Below are 17,688 nucleotides of genomic sequence, written 5' to 3'. Positions count from 1 at the left end.
GGCGAAGGGCCGCCGCCCGGGAGACCCCTCCGGGTGGCGGCCCTTCGCCGTACGCGGGGGAGGCAGCTGGGGCGGGGCTGCGTCAGGCGCTGCTGTCGGCGGACGCCGACTGCGGGACGTAGTGGGTGCGGAACTCCGGCATGAGCCGGCCCAGCAGCTCCGTCGAGCGGGGGTGCCGGACGTCGCGCCGGTCGGCCAGGTGGATGTCGAGGGCCTCGACGCTCGGGTACTGGCCCTCCTGGTCCGTGTAGGCGCTGAACTCCTCGAAGGCCATCGCGGCGAAGTCGCCGTCCTCCTGGGACCACTCCTCCAACTGCGGGGCCTCTTCGGCGGCGGTGGGCGCTTCCACCGCAGTCGGGGTGTCCGTCGCAGTGGTGTCCGTCGCCGTCGTGTCCGTCGCTGTGGTTTCCGCCGGCTCGCGCGGCCCGCCGCGGCGGGGGTGCGGCACCGCGCCGATCGTGCCGACGTCGCCGAGGGGCCGGGTGCGGCCGGGGCCGGCGGGAATGGCGACCGGGGCGGGCTCCAGGGACTCGGCGTGGTGCGGGTCGTAGGCGCTGGCGTGCGGGCTTTCGGGAAGCTTCTGGGGGGCGAACCAGGGGCTGGGGCTTTGGTGGGCGGCGGGGGCCTGCGGGGCCGGCGGCTGCTGAGGCTGCGGGGCCGGCTGCGGTTGGGCCCGGGGCTCCTGGGGCTGGGGGGCCGGCTGGGCCTGGGGCTGGGGCTGCTGAGGCTGCTGGTGCTCCGTCAGCGGGGCCTGTGACTGCGCGGTCTGTGCCTGCGCGGTCTGTGCACGCTGAGGCTGGGTCTGCTCCCGCTGCTGCGGGTGCGGCGCTGCGGCGTCCCGCTGCTCGTGCCCGCGCTCGCGCGCCTGCTCGTGCCCCTGCCCCTGCCCCTGCCCCTGCCCCTGCCCCTGCCCCTGCCCCTGCCCCTGCCCCTGCTCGTGCTCGGTCTCCCGGCCCAGGGCCTGCGGCTCGTAAGGGAGTTGTGCCGGCGGGCGGCTCGCCTCGACCGGCGGCAGCAGCGCCGGTTCGATGCCCGCGGCGGCGAGGCCGGCCGGGGCGGTGTCGGCCAGCGGTACGCCGTACTTCGCCAGCCGCAGCGGCATCATCGACTCGATGGGGGCCTTGCGCCGCCAGTTGCGGCCGTAGCGGGCCTGGAGCCGGGCCTGGTAGACCAGCCGGTCCTGTTCGAGCTTGATGACCTGTTCGTAACTGCGCAGCTCCCACAGCTTCATGCGCCGCCACAGCTTGAACGTCGGCACCGGGGAGAGCAGCCAGCGGGTGAGGCGGACGCCCTCCATGTGCTTGTCGGCCGTGATGTCCGCGATCCGGCCCACCGCGTGCCGGGCGGCCTCGACGGAGACGACGAACAGGACCGGGATCACCGCGTGCATCGCGGTGCCGAGCGGGTCGGGCCAGGAGGCGGCGCCGTTGAACGCGATCGTGGCGGCGGTCAGCAGCCACGCCGTCTGACGCAGCAGCGGGAACGGGATGCGCATCCAGGTCAGCAGCAGGTCCAGCGCGAGCAGGACGCAGATGCCCGCGTCGATGCCGATGGGGAAGACCACGGAGAACGACCCGAAGCCCTTGGCCTCCGCGAGTTCGCGCACGGCGGCGTAGGAACCCGCGAACCCGATCGCGGCGATGACCACGGCACCGGCGATGACGACCCCGATGAGTATCCGGTGCGTGCGTGTCAGCTGCATCGCGGCCACGCGCGATCCCCTCCCGACTGGTGTTCCGGCCGGTCGGTGACGTCCGGCGCTGGCACAGCCTGGCACATGTGTGCGAGTCGCGGTGCGCGGGGAGGGGCGAAGCCCGGCTCTCCGAGGAGGCCGGGCTTCCGGAAAACGCTGCCGGGCCCGGGAGTTGGGGCTCCCGCCCGTCGTCAGGTCACGACTTGGGTCCGCGGCCCCGGCCTCGGCTGAGGCCCGTGGACCCGACCGCCTACGACTTGCTCTTCGTCGTGCTCTTGTCGGTCTTCGCCGTCTCCGTCTCCGTCTTCGGCTTGTCGTCGGCCTTGTCCGTCGTGCCGCCCTTCCCGCTCTTCGAGGCGGTCGGCGTCTTCTTCCCGGCGGGCGGCGTCGCGGTGGGACTGCCCTTCGCGGTGGTGCCGACCGCCGCGACGGCCTCCTTCGCCGCCTTCTGGGCGCCCTTGAGGATGTCCGAGGCGTCGGGCGTCTTCGCGCCCGCGTAACCGGCGCCGTTGTACGTCAGGGTGACGACGACATTGCCCGTACGGGCCACGACCGTCGCGTACTTGAAGTTCTCGCCCGTCTTGTCGAGGCCGTACGTGACCACGGTGGCCTCCTCGCCGATCCCGGGGGCCGGCTCGGCGGCGATCTTCTCCGCGCCCTCGGACGCCTTCTGCTTGGCGACCTGCTTCGTGTAGTCCTCGGTGGCGCGCTCGGCGCCGCTGCCGAGCGACTGGTCCGAGTCGAAGCGGGTGAAGCCGACGTCCAGCCAGCGGTACTGCGAGCCCTTGACGCCCTTGTCGTCCAGGCCGTTCCACGAGCAGCTGCCGCGGGTCGCCAGGTCGTTGGAGCGGCCGGCGGTGCCGCCCTTCTTCTTGGCGTCGGGAACCAGGTCCTCGACGGTCTTCTTCGTGATCGAGCCGCAGGCGTCGGGCAGGTCGGAGAACTTCGCCGGTTCGACCGCGGGCTCCGACGGCTTCGCGTCGACGGAGGCGGACGCCGAGGGCGCCTCGTTCTTCTGCGCGTCGGCGTCGGAGTCCGACGAGCAGCCGGCGGCTACGAGCATCACCGGAACGGCGGCGCAGGCGAGTATGCGGGACAGGCGCGGGGCTGATCGGTGCATGGTTCCTTCACTCGGATGGCACGGAGGTCTCGGTCGTGCGGTGTGCGGGCGGCTCGGTAGCTGGGCGGTAGGTCTTCCGGAGAGCCACGTTACGACGGCCCGGGCTCGTGCGGCGTCCCGTTCACGGGCCCCGGAGGGCCGGATTCCGGCCGGCCGGGGCCCGCCGGAACGGGTCTACTCGCTGATCGCCTCGGCCAGCTTCCGGGCCAGTGCCTGGGCCTTTTCCTGTAGTTCTCCGCTGTCGGGCACCTTGGTCACGAGCGCCGGCTGCTCGGCGTACCGGACGGTCACGATCACGTTGGATGTGCGGAATACCACGCTGACCGTGCGCTGTTGTGCGGCGGAACCTGCCCGTGTGGGCTGATCGTCCAGAAATGCGGCGTTTCCGAGTCCGCCGAGGACGCGCGGCCGGAGGTCTCCTCCGTCATCTCCGGCGGTCCCGGACGAGCCGGAGGCGGGGGGTGATCCGGGTGCGGAGGCGGTGCTGTCCGGGTCCTGCGCGTCCGCGGACCCCCCGCTGCCGGGCTTGCCTCCGCCCGTCCCGGCGCTCGGCGCCGATGCGGAGGACAGGCCGGCCGCCTCCTCCTTCTTCGCGTACACCACTGCGGCCCGGTCGTCGTCGCTCACCGCGGGGTCGTAGGAGACCACCCGTTCGAAGTCGATGGAGAGGTTCCGCGAGGCGTCCGGCGCGTCCGCCTTCCAGGTGCAGCCGACCTTGCGGTCCGTGTCGTACGTGACGGACGGCGTGCCGCGGAAGATCCTCTCCTGCTGGTCCTCGGGCAGCGGGACGGCCCCGGGCAGCAGGTCCCGCAGCGTGCCGCGCGGCACGGCGCGGCAAGGGGCGGGCAGGGTCCGGTACTTCCCCGGGGGCGCGGACGTGACCGTCGGGCCGCCGGGCTTGCTGTCGGCGTCGGTCGCGTCGCCGTCGGAGCCGGCGCTGCAGCCGGCGGCGAGCACTGCGAGGAGCGCGACGCCGGGTACGTACGCCATGTGTCGCACCGTCCCAGGCTCCCTTCGGTACGAAAACGGGTTGCCGCTCGAAGGCGGCCGATGGAGACAATGTGTATCGCACGCGCCGCTGTGAATGCCGGTCGGCCGACTTGTTTGCCGATCTTGGCACCGGTTTTGCGCTTTCAGTCTTTTCGGGGGAATCGAGGGGTTATGTCATACGTCGAGGTGCCGGGTGCGCAGGTTCCCATCCGGATGTGGGCCGATCCGGCCTCGGTCGAGAGCGGCGCGATGCAGCAGTTGCGCAACGTGTCGACGCTGCCGTGGATCAAGGGCCTGGCCGTCATGCCGGACGTCCACTTCGGCAAGGGGGCCACGGTCGGTTCGGTGATCGCCATGCACGGCGCGGTCTGCCCGGCGGCGGTGGGCGTCGACATCGGCTGCGGGATGTCCGCGGTCCGCACCTCGCTGACCGCGAACGACCTGCCCGGCGACCTGTCCCGGCTGCGCTCCCGGATCGAGGAGGCCATCCCGGTGGGGCGCGGGATGCACGACGACGCGGTGGACCCGGGGCGGCTGCACGGGTTCCCGACGGCCGGCTGGGACGACTTCTGGGCGCGGTTCGACGGGATCGCCGAAGCGGTCAGGTTCCGTCAGGAGCGGGCCACCAAGCAGATGGGGACGCTCGGTTCGGGCAACCACTTCGTCGAGTTCTGCCTCGACGAGGCCGGGGCCGTCTGGCTGATGCTGCACTCCGGCTCGCGCAACATCGGCAAGGAGCTGGCGGACTTCCACATCGGCCAGGCGCAGAAGCTGCCGCACAACCAGGGGCTGGTCGACCGCGATCTGGCCGTGTTCATCGCGGACACCCCGCAGATGGCCGCCTACCGCAACGACCTCTTCTGGGCCCAGGAGTACGCCAAGTTCAACCGGGCGATCATGATGGGGCTCTTCCAGGAGGTCGTCCGCAAGGAGTTCCGGAAGGCCCGGGTGACGTTCGAGCCGGTCATCTCGTGCCACCACAACTACGTGGCGGAGGAGCGGTACGACGGGATGGACCTGCTGGTCACCCGCAAGGGTGCGATCCGGGCCGGTTCCGGCGACTACGGGATCATCCCGGGCTCCATGGGCACCGGCTCGTACATCGTCAAGGGCCTCGGGAACGAGAGGTCGTTCAACTCGGCCTCGCACGGGGCCGGTCGGCGGATGAGCCGGAACGCGGCCAAGAGGCGTTTCACGACCCAGGACCTGGAGGAGCAGACACGGGGCGTGGAGTGCCGCAAGGACTCCGGCGTCGTGGACGAGATCCCGGCCGCGTACAAGCCCATCGAGCAGGTCATGGAGCAGCAGCAGGACCTCGTGGAGGTCGTCGCCAAGCTCAGGCAGCTGGTGTGCGTGAAGGGCTGACGACGGGTGTACGTCAAGGGCCGAGGACGGGTGTGAGCCAAGGGCTGACGCCGAGGCCGGTGCGGGGGGAGGGCCGAGGGGCGCCGCCGCGCGATGCGGCGGCGCCCCTCGCGTGCCGCCTTCGGGCCGTCAGCCGGGCCAGGTTCCGGTGACCCGTTGTACGGCGGTGGCGCCCGCCCGGTCGACGGCGGCCTTGACTCCGGCGAAGACCGCGCCCTGGAGCGCCGACGCCGTCAGCACCTCGCGCCAGCCGCGGTCGGGGTCGGTGGCGTAGGGGGCGTCGTCGTCGTGCCCGAGCTTCTTCCAGACCTGCTTGAACACGGCCCCGGCGATGACGCCGCTGAGCGCTCCCAGGGCCATGCCCACGGGCCTGTAGGCGACCTTGGACGCCTTCACCGGCGGCCTCCGCTCCGGCGCACCAGGACGAACGCCACGGCGAGCGCGGCGGCGCCGGCGGCCACCAGGGCGCGGTTCCGGTTGGCCGCGGCGGCGGCCTGAGCCGCCTTCTCCCGTACGGGCTCGGGCGTGCTCTCCCGGGCGGACCGCAGGAGGTGGACGGCCTTCTCCTTGGCGGCGGTCGCCTTCTCCTGGGCCTGGCCTGCGGCTTCCGCGGCCTTCTCCTGGGCCCGTCCGGCCGCTTCGGTCGCCTTCTCCTGGGCTCGCCCGGCCGCTTCGGTCGCCATCTCCTGGGCCCTTCCCGCCGCTTCGGTGGCCTTCTCCCTGGCGGCGGTGGTCCGGTCGTGCGCCAACCCGGCCGCCTCGGCCGCCTTCTGCTTCGCCGCCGCGGCCTTCTCCTGGGTCCGGGCCTTCACGTCGGCCTTGGCCGCCAGCGCCTCGACCGTCTGGCCCAGCTCCTCACGCGTTCCCTCCACCCGTGCGCGCAGCTCTTCCGGCGTGGGGGTGTCCGGGCCGTTGTTCGCCTTCTCCGTCATCGGTGTGCACTCTCCTTGATCTGGGCGATATCCGCCTTGACGCCGTCCACGGCTTGCCGCGGGGCGGGCGGGACGGCCTCGGCGACTTCCTTCCGGCCCGCCGCCGCGAGCACCCCGGCCAGGGCGAACAGCAGGGCCGTGACCACCAGCGCGGAAAGCCACAGCGGCCACACCAGGGCGAGGGCGATCACCGCGGTGGCGACCAGCGCCTGCACCGCGACGACCGCGACCAGCCCGGCTCCGCCGAACAGTCCACCGCCCCGCCCGAGCCGCTTGCCCTTATGCGTCATCTCCGCACGCGCCAGGGCCAGTTCCTCGCGCACCAGCCGGGACATCTGGTCCGATGCCTGCCTCACCAGCTCGCCCACCGGCTCCTGGGACGCGGACGCCCTCCGGTCGGATGTCTCCATCGCTCCGCTCCCTCTCGCCACGTCGTCGCGCCTGTCCGCCCGCCGGGTACCCGAGGTCGCCCGCCGCATGCGGAACCGCGCCCCCTCGATCGATCCGGCCGGGCCCGGCCGTCGACGAGCAGGCCGGGCGCGGAGCCGCGCCAGGGGGGAGGAGCGGTGCGGGATCAGAGTTCCCGGTGGACCTTCGTGTTGGACGCCTGGGCGCGCGGGCGGACCACCAGGAGGTCGATGTTGACGTGGCTCGGGCGGGTGACGGCCCAGCCGATCGTGTCGGCCACGTCCTCGGCGGTCAGCGGGGCGTCGACGCCCGCGTACACCTTGGCCGCCTTCTCCGTGTCGCCGCGGAACCGGGTCGTGGCGAACTCCTCGGTGCGGACCATGCCGGGGGCGATCTCGACGACCCGGACCGGGGTGCCGACGATCTCCAGCCGCAGCGTCTCCGCCAGGACGTGTTCGCCGTGCTTGGCCGCCACGTAGCCGCCGCCGCCCTCGTACGTCGACAGGCCCGCCGTCGAGGAGAGGATCACGACCGTCCCGTCGCCGCTCGCGGTGAGGGCGGGCAGCAGGGCCTGGGTGACGTTCAGGGTGCCGATCACGTTCGTCTCGTACATCTGCCGCCAGTCGGCGGGGTCCCCGGTCGCCACGGGGTCGGCTCCCAGGGCGCCGCCCGCGTTGTTGACCAGGACGGCGAGGGAGCGGAAGGCGGTGGCGAACTCGTCCACGGCCCCGCGGTCGGTCACGTCCAGGGCGTACGCCGTCGCCTGGTGGCCCGCCGCGGTGATCTCGGCGGCGAGCGCCTCGATGCGGTCCTTGCGGCGCGCGGTGAGCACGACCCGGTAGCCGGCGGCGGCCAGCGTACGGGCGGTGGCGGCGCCGATGCCGCTGCTCGCGCCGGTGATGACGGCGATGGGGGTGGCGGCCATGGCGATCTCCTCGGACAGCTGATCGGGTACGGGCCAAGGATAGGCAGCCGGGCCGGCGCACCAGGTCCGGGCCGGGTCCGGGGTCCGTGGCCCGGCTCGGGACCGTGGTCGGGCTCAGGTCCGGGGCCCGACGCCGTCAGGCCGTCCGGGGCCCGACTGCCGTCAGGCCGCCGCGCCGCCGAACTCGCGGACCGCGTCGGACACGATCGTCTCCAGGTGGCCGTGGTGCGCCCCGCGCCAGTACACCCGCGCGCACGCCGTGCACTGGGCGAACACGTCGTACGCCTGCTGCGTGCCGTGCTCCAGCACGCCGCTGACCGCGTCCTTGTCCGCCGCGGCCAGCGTGCCGTTGCAGGCGGTGCAGCGGGTCCACGGGGCGAGGGCGGGCGCGAAGCGGCCGAGGACGTCGCGGAGCTGGTCCTGCGGCCGGTCGCTGTAGACGTACGCGCCGGCCCAGATCTCGCGCCGGCGCAACAGCCCCCGGTCGCGGGAGAGCAGGACGCGCCGCTCCCGCGCCGACAGGGCGGCCAGGGCGGGGTCGCCGATGTCCTCGCTCTCGTACGCCGCGTCGACGCCCAGCAGCCGCAACCGGCGTGCCAGCGTGCCGAGATGGACGTCGAGGAGGAAGCGGAGCGGCGCCCCGGGCACCCGCTGCGGCCGTTCCACCGCCCGCACCCGCACGTGCTCGCCCGCGCCGGGGACGTGCGAGCGGTCCACCGGGCCGCCGTCCACCAGCAGGACGCCGGCCTCGGTGAGCGGGATGCCGAGGGACTCGACGACGTGGCCGAGCGTCGAGACGCCGTCCGTGATCAGGGCCGTACGGCCGGCGCGACGCTCGTGGGCGACGAAGAGTCGCAGCTCAGGGGCTACTTCGAGGGTGATCTCCGGTCCGTTCACCCGGTCAGGATGCCATCCGGCCGGGCCCTTCGTTCAACGGGTTTTCCCCACCGCGGCCTGATCGGGCGGGACCGGGTGGTGGTGCGGTCAGGCCGATTGCTCGGGCACGTGCCGGTCCCGTCGCGTGGTGCGCCGGACGACGGCCCCGGACGGCGCGCGCGGCGCATCAAGCCCCCGCCCAGCGTGTCGCAGACGCACAACCGTCGCTGCCGTCCCGATCATGCTGAGGAAACACGCTGCTGGACCGAAGGGAAGACCCGATGAGCGTCGGCGGCCCCGATGAAGCGGCACCGGCCCGCCCTGCCGCCTCCGCCCGCAGCGTCACCGGGAAGGAAGCCGCGGGGCGGACGTCCGGGAACGAAGCCGAAGAGCGGACGTCCGGGAAACGAGGTGTACGCCTGGGGCGCGCCCGACCTGCCCGGAATCGCCCCACGTTCGGTGGCGGAACTGCTAGGCTGTCTGCCCCGCCGCGACGCGGTGGGCGGCCTGTCGCGCATCGCCGTGCAGGACGTCGGCGTCGGCGGTGTCGTCCTCATTCCCGAGGGCGATCCGGTATGCGTGTCCTCCCTGACCGTCCTGATCGTCAACCGCGATCCCGACGTCCTCACCGACCCCGCCATGCTGGACTTCGACCGCACCGACGATCCCCACCCGGCTTTCGGCCACGGCCCCACTTCTTCCCGGGCTCCACTCCGGCTCGCGCGGGGCTCCGGACGATCGCCACCTCCCTGTGGGACCGCTTCCTCGTCCTGCTCTCGCCGTACCCGACGACCAGAACCCCTGGACCAGGGGCCTTGATCCGCGGCCCCGAACCCCCCACGTCACCTGGTGAGGACCCCATGACCCACATCGCAACCGCCGCCAGCGGACTCGTCGTGCCCCCCGGCGCGGGCCGCACCCTGACCGCCAGCGCCCAGCAGGTCACCTTCAAAGTCACCGGCGAACACTCCGCGGTCTCCTCCACCTTCGAGGTCGTCGTCCCCGCCGGATTCGACGTCGGCGCCCACGCCCACGCCCACAGCGAGGAACTCTTCTACGTCCTCGAAGGCGAGCTCACCGTCCTCGCCTTCGAACCCCGCGTACGGACCCCGGACAGCTGGCGCGAGTGGGAATCCCTCAGCGGCCGGCAAGCCGTCCGGGCCACCCCCGGCACCATCATCCAGGTGCCCCCCGGCTGCCCGCACGCGTTCGCCAACACCACCGGCGAGCCGGCCCGCATGATCCTCCAGTCCTCACCCCCACCAGCCCACGAACGCTACTTCGAGGAACTGCTGGACATCCTCACCTCCGACGCGCCGCCGGCCGAGCGGGACACCGCCATCGCCGCACTGCGCGTCCGCTACGACATCGACCAGATCACCCCTCTCCGGCACACCCCGCCGCACTGACCGGACAGCCCTTTCCCCCCCGACTGGTCCGCAACCGCTTTCGGAACGTCGGCGATCGAAGAACGGCGTACCCGGAGGGCGGGTCCTCGCGTGCTCAGCGGCCCGGCTCATCCGCCGGGTCCGCCGAGGCTCCTCCGTCGGGTCCGTCCAGGCTCCTCCGTCGGATCCGCCGGGCTCCTCCGTCGGATCCGCCGGGCTCCTCCGTCGGGTCCGTCCGGGCTCAACCGCCCGCGCACTCCCCGCCCTTCTCCACGGACCGCGTGTACGCGGTGATGAGGCCCTTCATCGCCTTCGCGTCGGAGCGGTCCGGCGCGTAGACCTGGAGGGCCGTGAACAGCCCCTGGCCGGGGAACGCCGGATCCACGCAGCCCTTCGTCCGGCCGACGGCCCCGGAGCCGGAGTACAGGTAGGCGCCGCTGCCCTCCGACTCGTCCACCTCCAGCTTGGCGTGGGCGAACGCGACCTTCGTCAGGTCCTCGTCCTGCTTCCACCGCTCGCGGCTGGCCACGAGGGCGAGCTCGCCGTCGACGCTGACGTTGCAGCGGCGGGCGCCCTCGACGGGCGCGGTGTCCTCGAGCGAGATCTTCGAGCCCGGCGGCAGGAAGGGCGTCAGGAGACCGGCCGGGACGGGGGCGCCGCACAGGGCGGCGGGCACGGCGTAGTCCCTCGTCTCCTCCGCGTCCGCCGAGCAGCCGGCGAGCGCGGTCGCCGCGGCCAGCACGAGCGCGACGGGCGAGGCGCGCCGAAGAACGCGCCCCGCCTCGCGCCCCGCCCGCCCCGCCTGCGCTGTGTTTCCTGCGTGTCCTGCGTGTCCTGCGGGTGTCCGTGTGCTGGTCAACGTCCTGCCCATCAGATGTCCGTCTGGAGTTCCGGGGCCACGCGGTCCGCGTAGGCGCCTGCCGCCAGATAGCCGTCGCGTGAACCCGTACGCGCCCACTCGCCGATGTCGCCCGAGTCGGGCAGACCGTGGGCCTTGGCGGCCTCCTCGGCCGCGTTGCGGGTGTACTTGATGTTGTTGTCCTGGCCGTTCTCCCAGTGCTCGCCCATCTTCGCGCCGGCCTCGTCCTTCGCCTTGCCCTCGGCGTCCTGGAACAGCCCCTCCAGGATCAGTCCGCTCACGGTGCTGGCGCCGCCGCCGACCGCCGCGCCCACGACCGGGCTCGCGATGAAGGAGACGCCCACGCCGATGCCCGTGCCGATCCCGCCGGAGATGCCGCTCTTCCACTGCGCCACGGACTGCTCGTACTTCTTGTCCGACTCCTCGGCGGGTCCGGCCACGGCCTCCTGCCGGCCCACGTTGAGCGTGCCGGAGACCTCGCCCGACACATGGGCGATCTCGCTGACGAGCAGTTGCCTGTCGCCGGTGTAGCGCTGGTCGGCCGGGAGGTCCGGGTTGAGGTGGTGGTCCATCAGGTTGGCCATGTACGCCTTCTGGCTCACCTCGACGGCCGCGTACCCCTCCGGGTCCTGGCCGACGGTGAGCAGGAAGCGGGAGACGTCGCGGTGGTTCATCACGGCCTCGGAGCCGGCCAGCGGGAAGAGCTTCTCGATCCTCTCCCGGGCGGCCTTGTCCTCCGGATCGGTGTCCGTGGTCGCGCGGTTGATGTCGGGAAGGTACTCGGAGGCGATCTGCCCGATGCTGTCGGACATGTAACCGTGCTTGGTGAGGCGCTCGTCGTCCTCGGAGATGGAGGCCACCAGGCTCTCCATCAGCTTGGCCTGCTTCTCGTTGTGCGCCGGGGTGTCGGCCGTGGGCAGCTCGCCCGCCCGGTGGCCCGTCGTGGCGGCTTCGAGGGCCAGGGCCATGTTGTTGCGGCCGGTGTTGCTCTCCTCGCCCTCGGAGTCGATGTCCTGGGGCCAGTCCCGCTCCTCGAAGAGGTAGTCGAAGTTGGACAGGGCCTCCTTGTGGTCCTCGTCCTTCCCGACGAACTCCTCGCTGAAGAAGTCCGTGGCCGCGTCCGGGCTGTTCGACAGGGCCTTCATGAACCCCGTCATGGGGTCCCAGCCCGTGTCGCTGCCCGTCCGGTTGAGGTAGGGGTCGAAGCCCATGCGCTGCCAGGCGACGTGCTGGCCGTTGTCCGTGAGCTTGCGCTCGGCGTCCATGAGCTTGTCGCCGTACTGGCCGAGGAACCGGTCGTCGTAGTCGCCCCACCGCATGAGGTTGCTCATGACCTGGACGCCGAACGGCATTCCGCCGTTCCGGCCGACCGGCTTGTCGCCCAGCTCGACCATCTCCCGCTTCCACTCGGTCATGGCCGGGGTGTCGCTCTGGGTGGCGTTGGCGAGCGTGAGGCCGAGGCTCTTCTGGAGGTCGTCGAACTGCTCGCGGCGCTCGTGGAACAGCTCGGGGTTGGCGCTCGGCTCGTTGAGCCTGGCCCAGAAGTCCAGGGTGCCGCTCGCCTTGAGGCCGGTGGCGAAGTGCTCGGCGAACAGCTCGTCGCCGGAGTACTTCTTCAGACCGTTGTTGAGGGCGTCGAACTCCTCGACGGTCAGGTCCTCCGGGTTCTTCTTGGCGAGCGCGGCCAGCTTCTCCGCCTCCTTGAGCGCCGCGGCGGCTGCGTCGCGGTCCTGGTACTCCGCTCCGGAGAACCCGTAGTCGGTGAGGTCGACGAGCGCCTTGAGGGCCGTCGAGCCGGAGGCGTCCAGCTCGGTGGCCCGGTCGAGGATGCCCTGGAGCTCCGTGCGGAGCGCCTTGGCCGCGGACGCGTCGGCGGAGTCGTCCGAGGCGTCGGTGTCCGGGTTCGACACCACGGTGAACCCGGAGCCCTGCGACGTGACGGTCAGACTCTTGCCGCGGCCCCGCTCGACGGCCTCCTTGAGCAGCCGCTGCTGGGTCTTCAGCTCGTCGCGGGTGTCGCGGAGGATGTTGCGGATGGACGTCGCCTGGGTGTGGGCGTCGTCGAACTCGCCCGCGGTCCTGCCGATGAACTCGCGGGAGACGGCGGCGTTGTACCCGGCCCAGTCGGCCTTGGCCGCCTGGCCGCCGAGCCCTTCCCGGGCCTCGCGCTCCAGCTCGTCGAGCTTGGAGACCATGCTCGTCCAGTCGGTGACCGTGTCGTCGAGCTGTTTGAAGTTGGCCGAATGCAGGGATTCGAAGTCCATCAGGAGCCGCCCTTGCCCTTCTCGTCCTTCTCCTTCTCGCCGTACACCGGGTTCTTCTCGCCCGGCGGCGCGTAGGACTCGTCGAAACCGGCGTCGAGCGTGTCGATGCTGCTCACGTGGCGCTGGATGAAGTACTCGTCGCCCTGGTGCGCGTTCTTGGTGAAGTCCATGTGGTTCGAGATGAGCGCGCAGGCGTCCATCACGGAGGCGAGCTGCCGGTCCCAGCGGGTGGCCACGTGCGCCAGGGCACCGCCCAGTTCGAACCCCTGCGAGGTCAGGTCGCTCGCGGTCGTGTCCGTGCTGACGACCCGCGCCTCCTTCCACAGCCGGTTGTAGAGGGTGAACGCCTTGTCGCCGATCGCGGCCAGATCCTGCTGGTCCACCCGCAGATCGCCCTGGGGCCCTCCGGCGTTCGGTCTGTCCTCCGGCGGCAGCCCGTTCAACTGCATTCCCGTCGCCTGCTTCTGCGCCGCCGACGCCTTCAGCTGCTCCCACTCGTCCCACGCCATCGCTGGTCCCTTTCCCCCGTGCGTACCGTCCGGATGTTCGTGCTCCGGCTAAACGTAGCAATGGCTCCCGGCCGTGGCGGGGCCGCGCCGTCGGCCCCGGCGACGGGGGCTCGACGGTATCCGTACGAAGGTCCTGGAAGCCCGTTCTGCACCGGGCACGGGGCGCTGGACGCTCCGGAGGAGAGGGGTCACGCCTGGCGTCGAGGTCGCCGAGCCGGGCGAGGATCATGCCGGATTCGTGCGCCCAGCGGCCGGGGGAGTAGGGGGCGGCCCAGGAGTCGCCGGGCGCGGCGGTCGGCTTGCCGATGGCGGTCTCGGACAGGGCGAGGTGCTTGGTGGCCATGCGGCGGTCGTCGTCCTGGGCGGCGGCGTTGGCGAGGGTGGCCTCGTAGTAGGCGACGGCACGCGGGTTGTCGAGGTGGCGGCCGTACTCCACGCAGGCTTCGCCGAGTTGGACGGCTTCGGCCCGGTGCCCGAGGTCGACGCACTGCACGCCGAGGCCGCGGAGAGCCGTGGCGGACAGCTCGGGGTCGCCGGCTTCGGCGGCCAGGCGGAAGGAGTGCGCGTAGTAGCGCTGGGCGAGGCCGCGGAGTTCGGGGGTGTCGCCTTCGTCCTGGGCCATCCAGCCGGCGAGGTGGACGAGCTGGGAGGCGGCGGCGAACAGGTCGCGGCCGGTGGCTTCGGTGAAGCGGCCCTCCAGCCAGGGGCGACGTCCTGGGTGAGGTAGCGGACGGCCAGGTGCCGGGCGTGCCCGCCGCCGAGTTCGGAGGCGGAGTCGCCGAGGACCTTGACCATGTGGCGTACGGCGGCCACCTCGCCCTGTCCGACGCGGAGGGCTCCGGGAAGGGCGGTCCCGGTCCGGCGGGTGATGCTGTCCACGTCGGACAGGCTGAGTGCGGACAGCGCGTATCCGCTGGAGGCGAGGATGAACTCCCGACGTTCCACGTCGCTCCTTCCCAGATGCAGGACTGGTGCAGCGGCATCGGTGTGGAGTGCCGCGGGGCATGGGTTCCGGGAGGTTGATCGCCTCGGGGTCCAGTGCCGGCGCCTGGGCGATGTGGGGCCACCGGCGGCCGGAGCTTCGTTCGCCCTCGATCCACCGCCGGGCGTGCATACGTCGCAGGCGGCGCGGGTCACCGCATCCGGCGAGACCGACGGCCCTGCCGGTACATGACGGGGCGGAGTCCGAAAGGCTCGCCCGAATCCAAGAAGCCCCAGGTCACGGCCACACCAGGCAGTACGCCTGGTGGCCCGCGTCGTGCAGGCGGTGGGAGAAGTCCTGCCACTCGTGGAGCAGCTGGTAGACGTTGAAGGCGTCGCGCGGGCCGCCGCGGTCGGGGACCGTGGACCAGATGAAGGCCGCCGCGCCGACGGACTCCTCGCCGACGCCGCGCAGCGGGTCGACGACGGTCATCGGGAGTTTGACCACCGCGTAGTCGGGGTGGAGGACGACCAGTTCGAGCGGGGGGACCTGGTGCAGGGGTATGCCCTGGATGCCGGTCAGGACCATGGCGGCCACCGTCTCCGGCTTGATCTTGGTGAACATGCCGCCCATGCCCAGTTCGTCGCCGCCGAGCTCCTCGGGGCGCATCGAGATGGGCACCCGTGCGGCCGTGGCCCCGTTCGGGGCGCCGAAGTACTTGTAGGTCACCCCCATCCCGCCACCGCTCCTGCTCCCGGGGGCCGGCGCGCTGTCCGCGCCCGTGCCCTGTACGCGCTCGGCCCTGCGCCGGTGCCGCCCTCGTCGGGCAGGCTCGGGCCCCAGGTCGTCCGTCCCTTCGCCCACTCCGCCACCGCGATGCATATCTCATCCACCCGACTACTTCTTAGGAGACACAGCCCCCGCCGCGCAACCCGATCATCGTGTCAGTGACCTCCCCCGCGGGCGTGCGGTGAAACACCTGTCCGCAAGACCGTCCACGGCTCTGACACCATGGCATGTGTGAGCTTTCCCTATGTCGCCCCAGTTTCGCAGACGCCGAGGGTTGTCCCGTAATTCCTGGTGGATCGGCGTGCGGCGTCGGATGCGGTGCATCGCAAGGCGGAGGGGCGTCCTCATACTGGATGTATGCGGACGTTCCGACAGCGCGGCGAGGTGCCGTGGCTGTCGTCGCGCGTCCGCCAGGGAATGCGGGACAGCTCTTGGAGGGCTGACGCCCTTTCGTGATACGAGGGGGACGCCTTTCCCGCTCACCGGTGGCCGAGACATTCCGGCCCGCCCCCGACATCCGCATCGCAGATCAGGACCAAAGTGGCGTATTCATACGAAGCCCCAGTTTCGCAGTCGCTGTTCGACCGGGCGTCCGTCGTGACGCCCGGCGGCGTGAACTCTCCTGTACGTGCCTTCCGGGCCGTGGGTGGTACGCCCCGGTTCATGGTGTCCGGCACCGGTCCGTATCTCACCGACGCCGACGGTCGGGAATACGTCGACCTCGTCTGTTCGTGGGGACCGATGATTCTCGGCCACTCTCACCCGGAGGTGATCGCCGCCGTCCAGGAGGCGGTCTCCCGCGGCACCTCGTTCGGTACGCCGGGCGAGGGCGAGGTCGCGCTCGCCGAGGAGATCGTCGCCCGGATCGCCCCGGTGGAGCAGGTGCGCCTGGTCTCATCCGGCACCGAGGCGACCATGTCCGCGATCCGGCTGGCCCGCGGATTCACCGGCCGGGCCAAGGTCGTGAAGTTCGCCGGCTGCTACCACGGGCACGTGGACGCGCTGCTCGCCGCCGCCGGGTCGGGCCTCGCCACCTTCGGGCTCCCCGACACGCCGGGCGTGACCGGTGCCACGGCCGGCGACACCGTCGTCCTGCCGTACAACGACCTGGACGCGGTGCGCGCCGCCTTCGCCGCGCATCCCGGCGAGATCGCCTGCGTGATCACCGAGGCGTCGCCCGGCAACATGGGCGTCGTGCCGCCGGCGGACGGATTCAACGCCGGGCTCAAGGAGCTGTGCGCGGCGGACGGCGCTCTGTACATCTCCGACGAGGTCATGACGGGCTTCCGTACGTCGAAGGCCGGCTGGTACGGCGTCGACGGCGTCCGGCCCGACCTGATGACCTTCGGCAAGGTGATGGGCGGCGGCTTCCCGGCCGCGGCCTTCGGCGGCCGGGCCGACGTCATGGCCCACCTCGCCCCGGCCGGCCCCGTCTACCAGGCGGGCACCCTCTCCGGGAACCCGGTCGCCACCGCCGCCGGCCTCGCGCAGCTGCGGCTGCTGGACGACGCGGCGTACGCGACGATCGACGCGGTCTCCGCCGAGCTGCGCTCGCTGGTGGGCGACGCGCTCACCAAGGAGGGGGTCGCGCACACCGTCTCCGCCGCGAGCAACATGTTCTCGGTCTTCTTCACCGACCGGCCGGTGCGGAACTACGAGGACGCCAAGCAGCAGGACTCCTTTCGGTTCACCGCCTTCTTCCACGCGATGCTGGAGCGGGGCGTCTACCTGCCGCCCTCCTCCTTCGAGTCCTGGTTCGTGTCCACCGCCCACGACGCGCGGGCCGTCGAGCGGATCGCCGCCGCCCTGCCCGCCGCCGCCCGCGCCGCATCGGAGGCCACCGCATGAGCGGGAACGCGAGCCGCGACGAGCTGACCGTGGTCCACGTGGTGCGCCACGGCGAGGTGGACAACCCGGACGGCGTCCTCTACGGCCGGCGACCCGGCTACCACCTCTCGGAGCTGGGCCGGCAGATGGCCGACCGGGTCGCCGGGCACCTGGCCGAGCGCGACGTCACCCATGTCGTCGCCTCCCCGCTGGAGCGGGCCCAGGAGACGGCGGCCCCGGTCGCCGAGGGGCACGGCCTGGCCCTGGCCACCGACGAGCGCCTGATCGAGGCCGCCAACGTCTTCGAGGGCAAGACGTTCGGCGTCGGCGACGGCGCGCTGCGCAAGCCCGACAACTGGAAGCACCTCACCAACCCGTTCCGGCCGTCGTGGGGCGAGCCGTACATCGAGCAGGTCGTCCGGATGATGGGCGCGATCGATTCCGCCCGGGACGCGGCGCGCGGGCATGAGGCGGTCTGCGTCAGCCACCAGCTGCCGATCTGGATCCTCCGCTCCTTCGTGGAGCGCCGGCGCCTGTGGCACGACCCGCGCAAGCGCCAGTGCACGCTGGCCTCGCTGACCAGCTTCACCTACCGCGGCGACAAGATCGTCTCGGTCGGCTACACCGAACCGGCCCGGGACCTGGTGCCCCCGCACCTGCTGGCCGGCGCGAAGCCGGTGAAGGGCGCGGCCGGGCAGTCGAAGGCGTTCGGCGCCTGAGATCCTTCCCCGCGCGGGGACGTTCCGCCGCTTCGCGTACGCCGTGTCCGACGGGCCGCCGAGATCCACCGGCGGCCCGTCCGGCGTTTCCGGCGCCCCGCC

The 17,688-nt window shown here is 72.1% G+C and carries 18 protein-coding genes; 5 read left to right on the top strand and 13 right to left on the bottom strand.

Features of this window, described 5'->3' with window-relative positions:
- Positions 1-82: 82 nt before the first annotated feature.
- The 3 genes from EES43_RS12100 to EES43_RS12090 form a co-directional block, all read right to left on the bottom strand.
- The gene (locus EES43_RS12100) at positions 83-1,711 is read right to left on the bottom strand and encodes a DUF2637 domain-containing protein (protein ID WP_124268737.1); all 1,629 of its coding nucleotides are present in this window, start codon (positions 1,709-1,711) and stop codon (positions 83-85) included.
- Positions 1,712-1,943: 232 nt separating this feature from the next.
- Positions 1,944-2,813, bottom strand: coding sequence for a DUF3558 domain-containing protein (locus tag EES43_RS12095; RefSeq protein ID WP_124268736.1), 870 nt, complete (start codon positions 2,811-2,813; stop codon positions 1,944-1,946).
- Between the two features lie 174 nt (positions 2,814-2,987).
- Positions 2,988-3,803, bottom strand: coding sequence for a DUF3558 domain-containing protein (locus EES43_RS12090; protein ID WP_124268735.1), 816 nt, complete (start codon positions 3,801-3,803; stop codon positions 2,988-2,990).
- A 171-nt stretch (positions 3,804-3,974) separates the two neighbouring features.
- Between EES43_RS12090 and EES43_RS12085 the strand changes: the two genes are divergently transcribed.
- Positions 3,975-5,168: an RtcB family protein gene (locus tag EES43_RS12085; RefSeq protein ID WP_124268734.1), complete on the top strand. Its 1,194-nt coding sequence runs from the start codon at positions 3,975-3,977 to the stop codon at positions 5,166-5,168.
- 129 nt (positions 5,169-5,297) lie between these two features.
- Here the strand turns inward: EES43_RS12085 and EES43_RS12080 are convergent, their stop codons facing one another.
- From EES43_RS12080 to EES43_RS12055, 6 genes are all read right to left on the bottom strand, one after another.
- Positions 5,298-5,564 carry a DUF4235 domain-containing protein gene (locus tag EES43_RS12080; protein WP_124268733.1) on the bottom strand — a complete coding sequence of 89 codons (267 nt, stop codon included), beginning with the start codon at positions 5,562-5,564 and terminating at the stop codon, positions 5,298-5,300.
- Positions 5,561-6,100: a DUF3618 domain-containing protein gene (locus tag EES43_RS12075; RefSeq protein ID WP_124268732.1), complete on the bottom strand. Its 540-nt coding sequence runs from the start codon at positions 6,098-6,100 to the stop codon at positions 5,561-5,563. The genes EES43_RS12080 and EES43_RS12075 overlap by 4 nt, the downstream gene beginning before the upstream one ends.
- Positions 6,097-6,510, bottom strand: coding sequence for a phage holin family protein (locus EES43_RS12070; RefSeq protein WP_124268731.1), 414 nt, complete (start codon positions 6,508-6,510; stop codon positions 6,097-6,099). The genes EES43_RS12075 and EES43_RS12070 overlap by 4 nt, the downstream gene beginning before the upstream one ends.
- A 164-nt stretch (positions 6,511-6,674) precedes the next feature.
- Positions 6,675-7,433 (bottom strand): SDR family NAD(P)-dependent oxidoreductase, encoded by a 759-nt coding sequence (locus EES43_RS12065; RefSeq protein ID WP_124268730.1) that lies wholly within the window; start codon positions 7,431-7,433, stop codon positions 6,675-6,677.
- Positions 7,434-7,595: 162 nt separating this feature from the next.
- Positions 7,596-8,330: a Mut7-C RNAse domain-containing protein gene (locus tag EES43_RS12060; RefSeq protein WP_124268729.1), complete on the bottom strand. Its 735-nt coding sequence runs from the start codon at positions 8,328-8,330 to the stop codon at positions 7,596-7,598.
- 450 nt (positions 8,331-8,780) lie between these two features.
- A complete protein-coding gene (locus EES43_RS12055) occupies positions 8,781-8,996 on the bottom strand; it encodes a hypothetical protein (protein WP_124268728.1) in 216 nt (71 codons plus the stop codon).
- A gap of 173 nt (positions 8,997-9,169) precedes the next feature.
- On the opposite strand from EES43_RS12055, the gene EES43_RS12050 reads away from it, so the two are divergent.
- Positions 9,170-9,718 carry a cupin domain-containing protein gene (locus EES43_RS12050; RefSeq protein ID WP_124268727.1) on the top strand — a complete coding sequence of 183 codons (549 nt, stop codon included), beginning with the start codon at positions 9,170-9,172 and terminating at the stop codon, positions 9,716-9,718.
- A 220-nt stretch (positions 9,719-9,938) separates the two neighbouring features.
- Here the strand turns inward: EES43_RS12050 and EES43_RS30620 are convergent, their stop codons facing one another.
- The 3 genes from EES43_RS30620 to EES43_RS12040 all read right to left on the bottom strand — a co-directional run bounded on the left by EES43_RS30620 (position 9,939) and on the right by EES43_RS12040 (position 13,329).
- Positions 9,939-10,439: a hypothetical protein gene (locus tag EES43_RS30620; RefSeq protein WP_164493161.1), complete on the bottom strand. Its 501-nt coding sequence runs from the start codon at positions 10,437-10,439 to the stop codon at positions 9,939-9,941.
- A gap of 128 nt (positions 10,440-10,567) precedes the next feature.
- Positions 10,568-12,820 carry a hypothetical protein gene (locus tag EES43_RS12045; protein WP_124271934.1) on the bottom strand — a complete coding sequence of 751 codons (2,253 nt, stop codon included), beginning with the start codon at positions 12,818-12,820 and terminating at the stop codon, positions 10,568-10,570.
- Positions 12,820-13,329 carry a hypothetical protein gene (locus EES43_RS12040; protein ID WP_124271933.1) on the bottom strand — a complete coding sequence of 170 codons (510 nt, stop codon included), beginning with the start codon at positions 13,327-13,329 and terminating at the stop codon, positions 12,820-12,822. Before EES43_RS12040 ends, EES43_RS12045 begins: the two co-directional genes overlap by 1 nt.
- Before the next feature lie 418 nt (positions 13,330-13,747).
- Here EES43_RS12040 and EES43_RS30615 point away from each other — a divergent pair, with 418 nt between their 5' ends.
- Complete coding sequence (locus EES43_RS30615; protein WP_164493160.1) at positions 13,748-14,056, top strand: hypothetical protein; 309 nt, start codon at positions 13,748-13,750, stop codon at positions 14,054-14,056.
- A gap of 492 nt (positions 14,057-14,548) precedes the next feature.
- Here the strand turns inward: EES43_RS30615 and EES43_RS12030 are convergent, their stop codons facing one another.
- Entirely contained in the window at positions 14,549-15,133 is a 585-nt protein-coding gene (locus EES43_RS12030; RefSeq protein WP_124268726.1) for a hypothetical protein, read from the bottom strand.
- Between the two features lie 447 nt (positions 15,134-15,580).
- On the opposite strand from EES43_RS12030, the gene hemL reads away from it, so the two are divergent.
- Together hemL and EES43_RS12020 are read left to right on the top strand one after the other, a co-directional pair.
- Positions 15,581-16,888, top strand: coding sequence for a glutamate-1-semialdehyde 2,1-aminomutase (hemL, locus tag EES43_RS12025; RefSeq protein ID WP_206430039.1), 1,308 nt, complete (start codon positions 15,581-15,583; stop codon positions 16,886-16,888).
- A complete protein-coding gene (locus tag EES43_RS12020; RefSeq protein ID WP_124268725.1) occupies positions 16,885-17,586 on the top strand; it encodes a histidine phosphatase family protein in 702 nt (233 codons plus the stop codon). Before hemL ends, EES43_RS12020 begins: the two co-directional genes overlap by 4 nt.
- The last annotated feature ends 102 nt before the right edge of the window (positions 17,587-17,688 follow it).

It is taken from the genome of Streptomyces sp. ADI96-02, from assembly GCF_003846185.1.
Lineage (GTDB): Bacteria > Actinomycetota > Actinomycetes > Streptomycetales > Streptomycetaceae > Streptomyces.
This window is presented reverse-complemented; position numbering and strand designations above follow the sequence as displayed.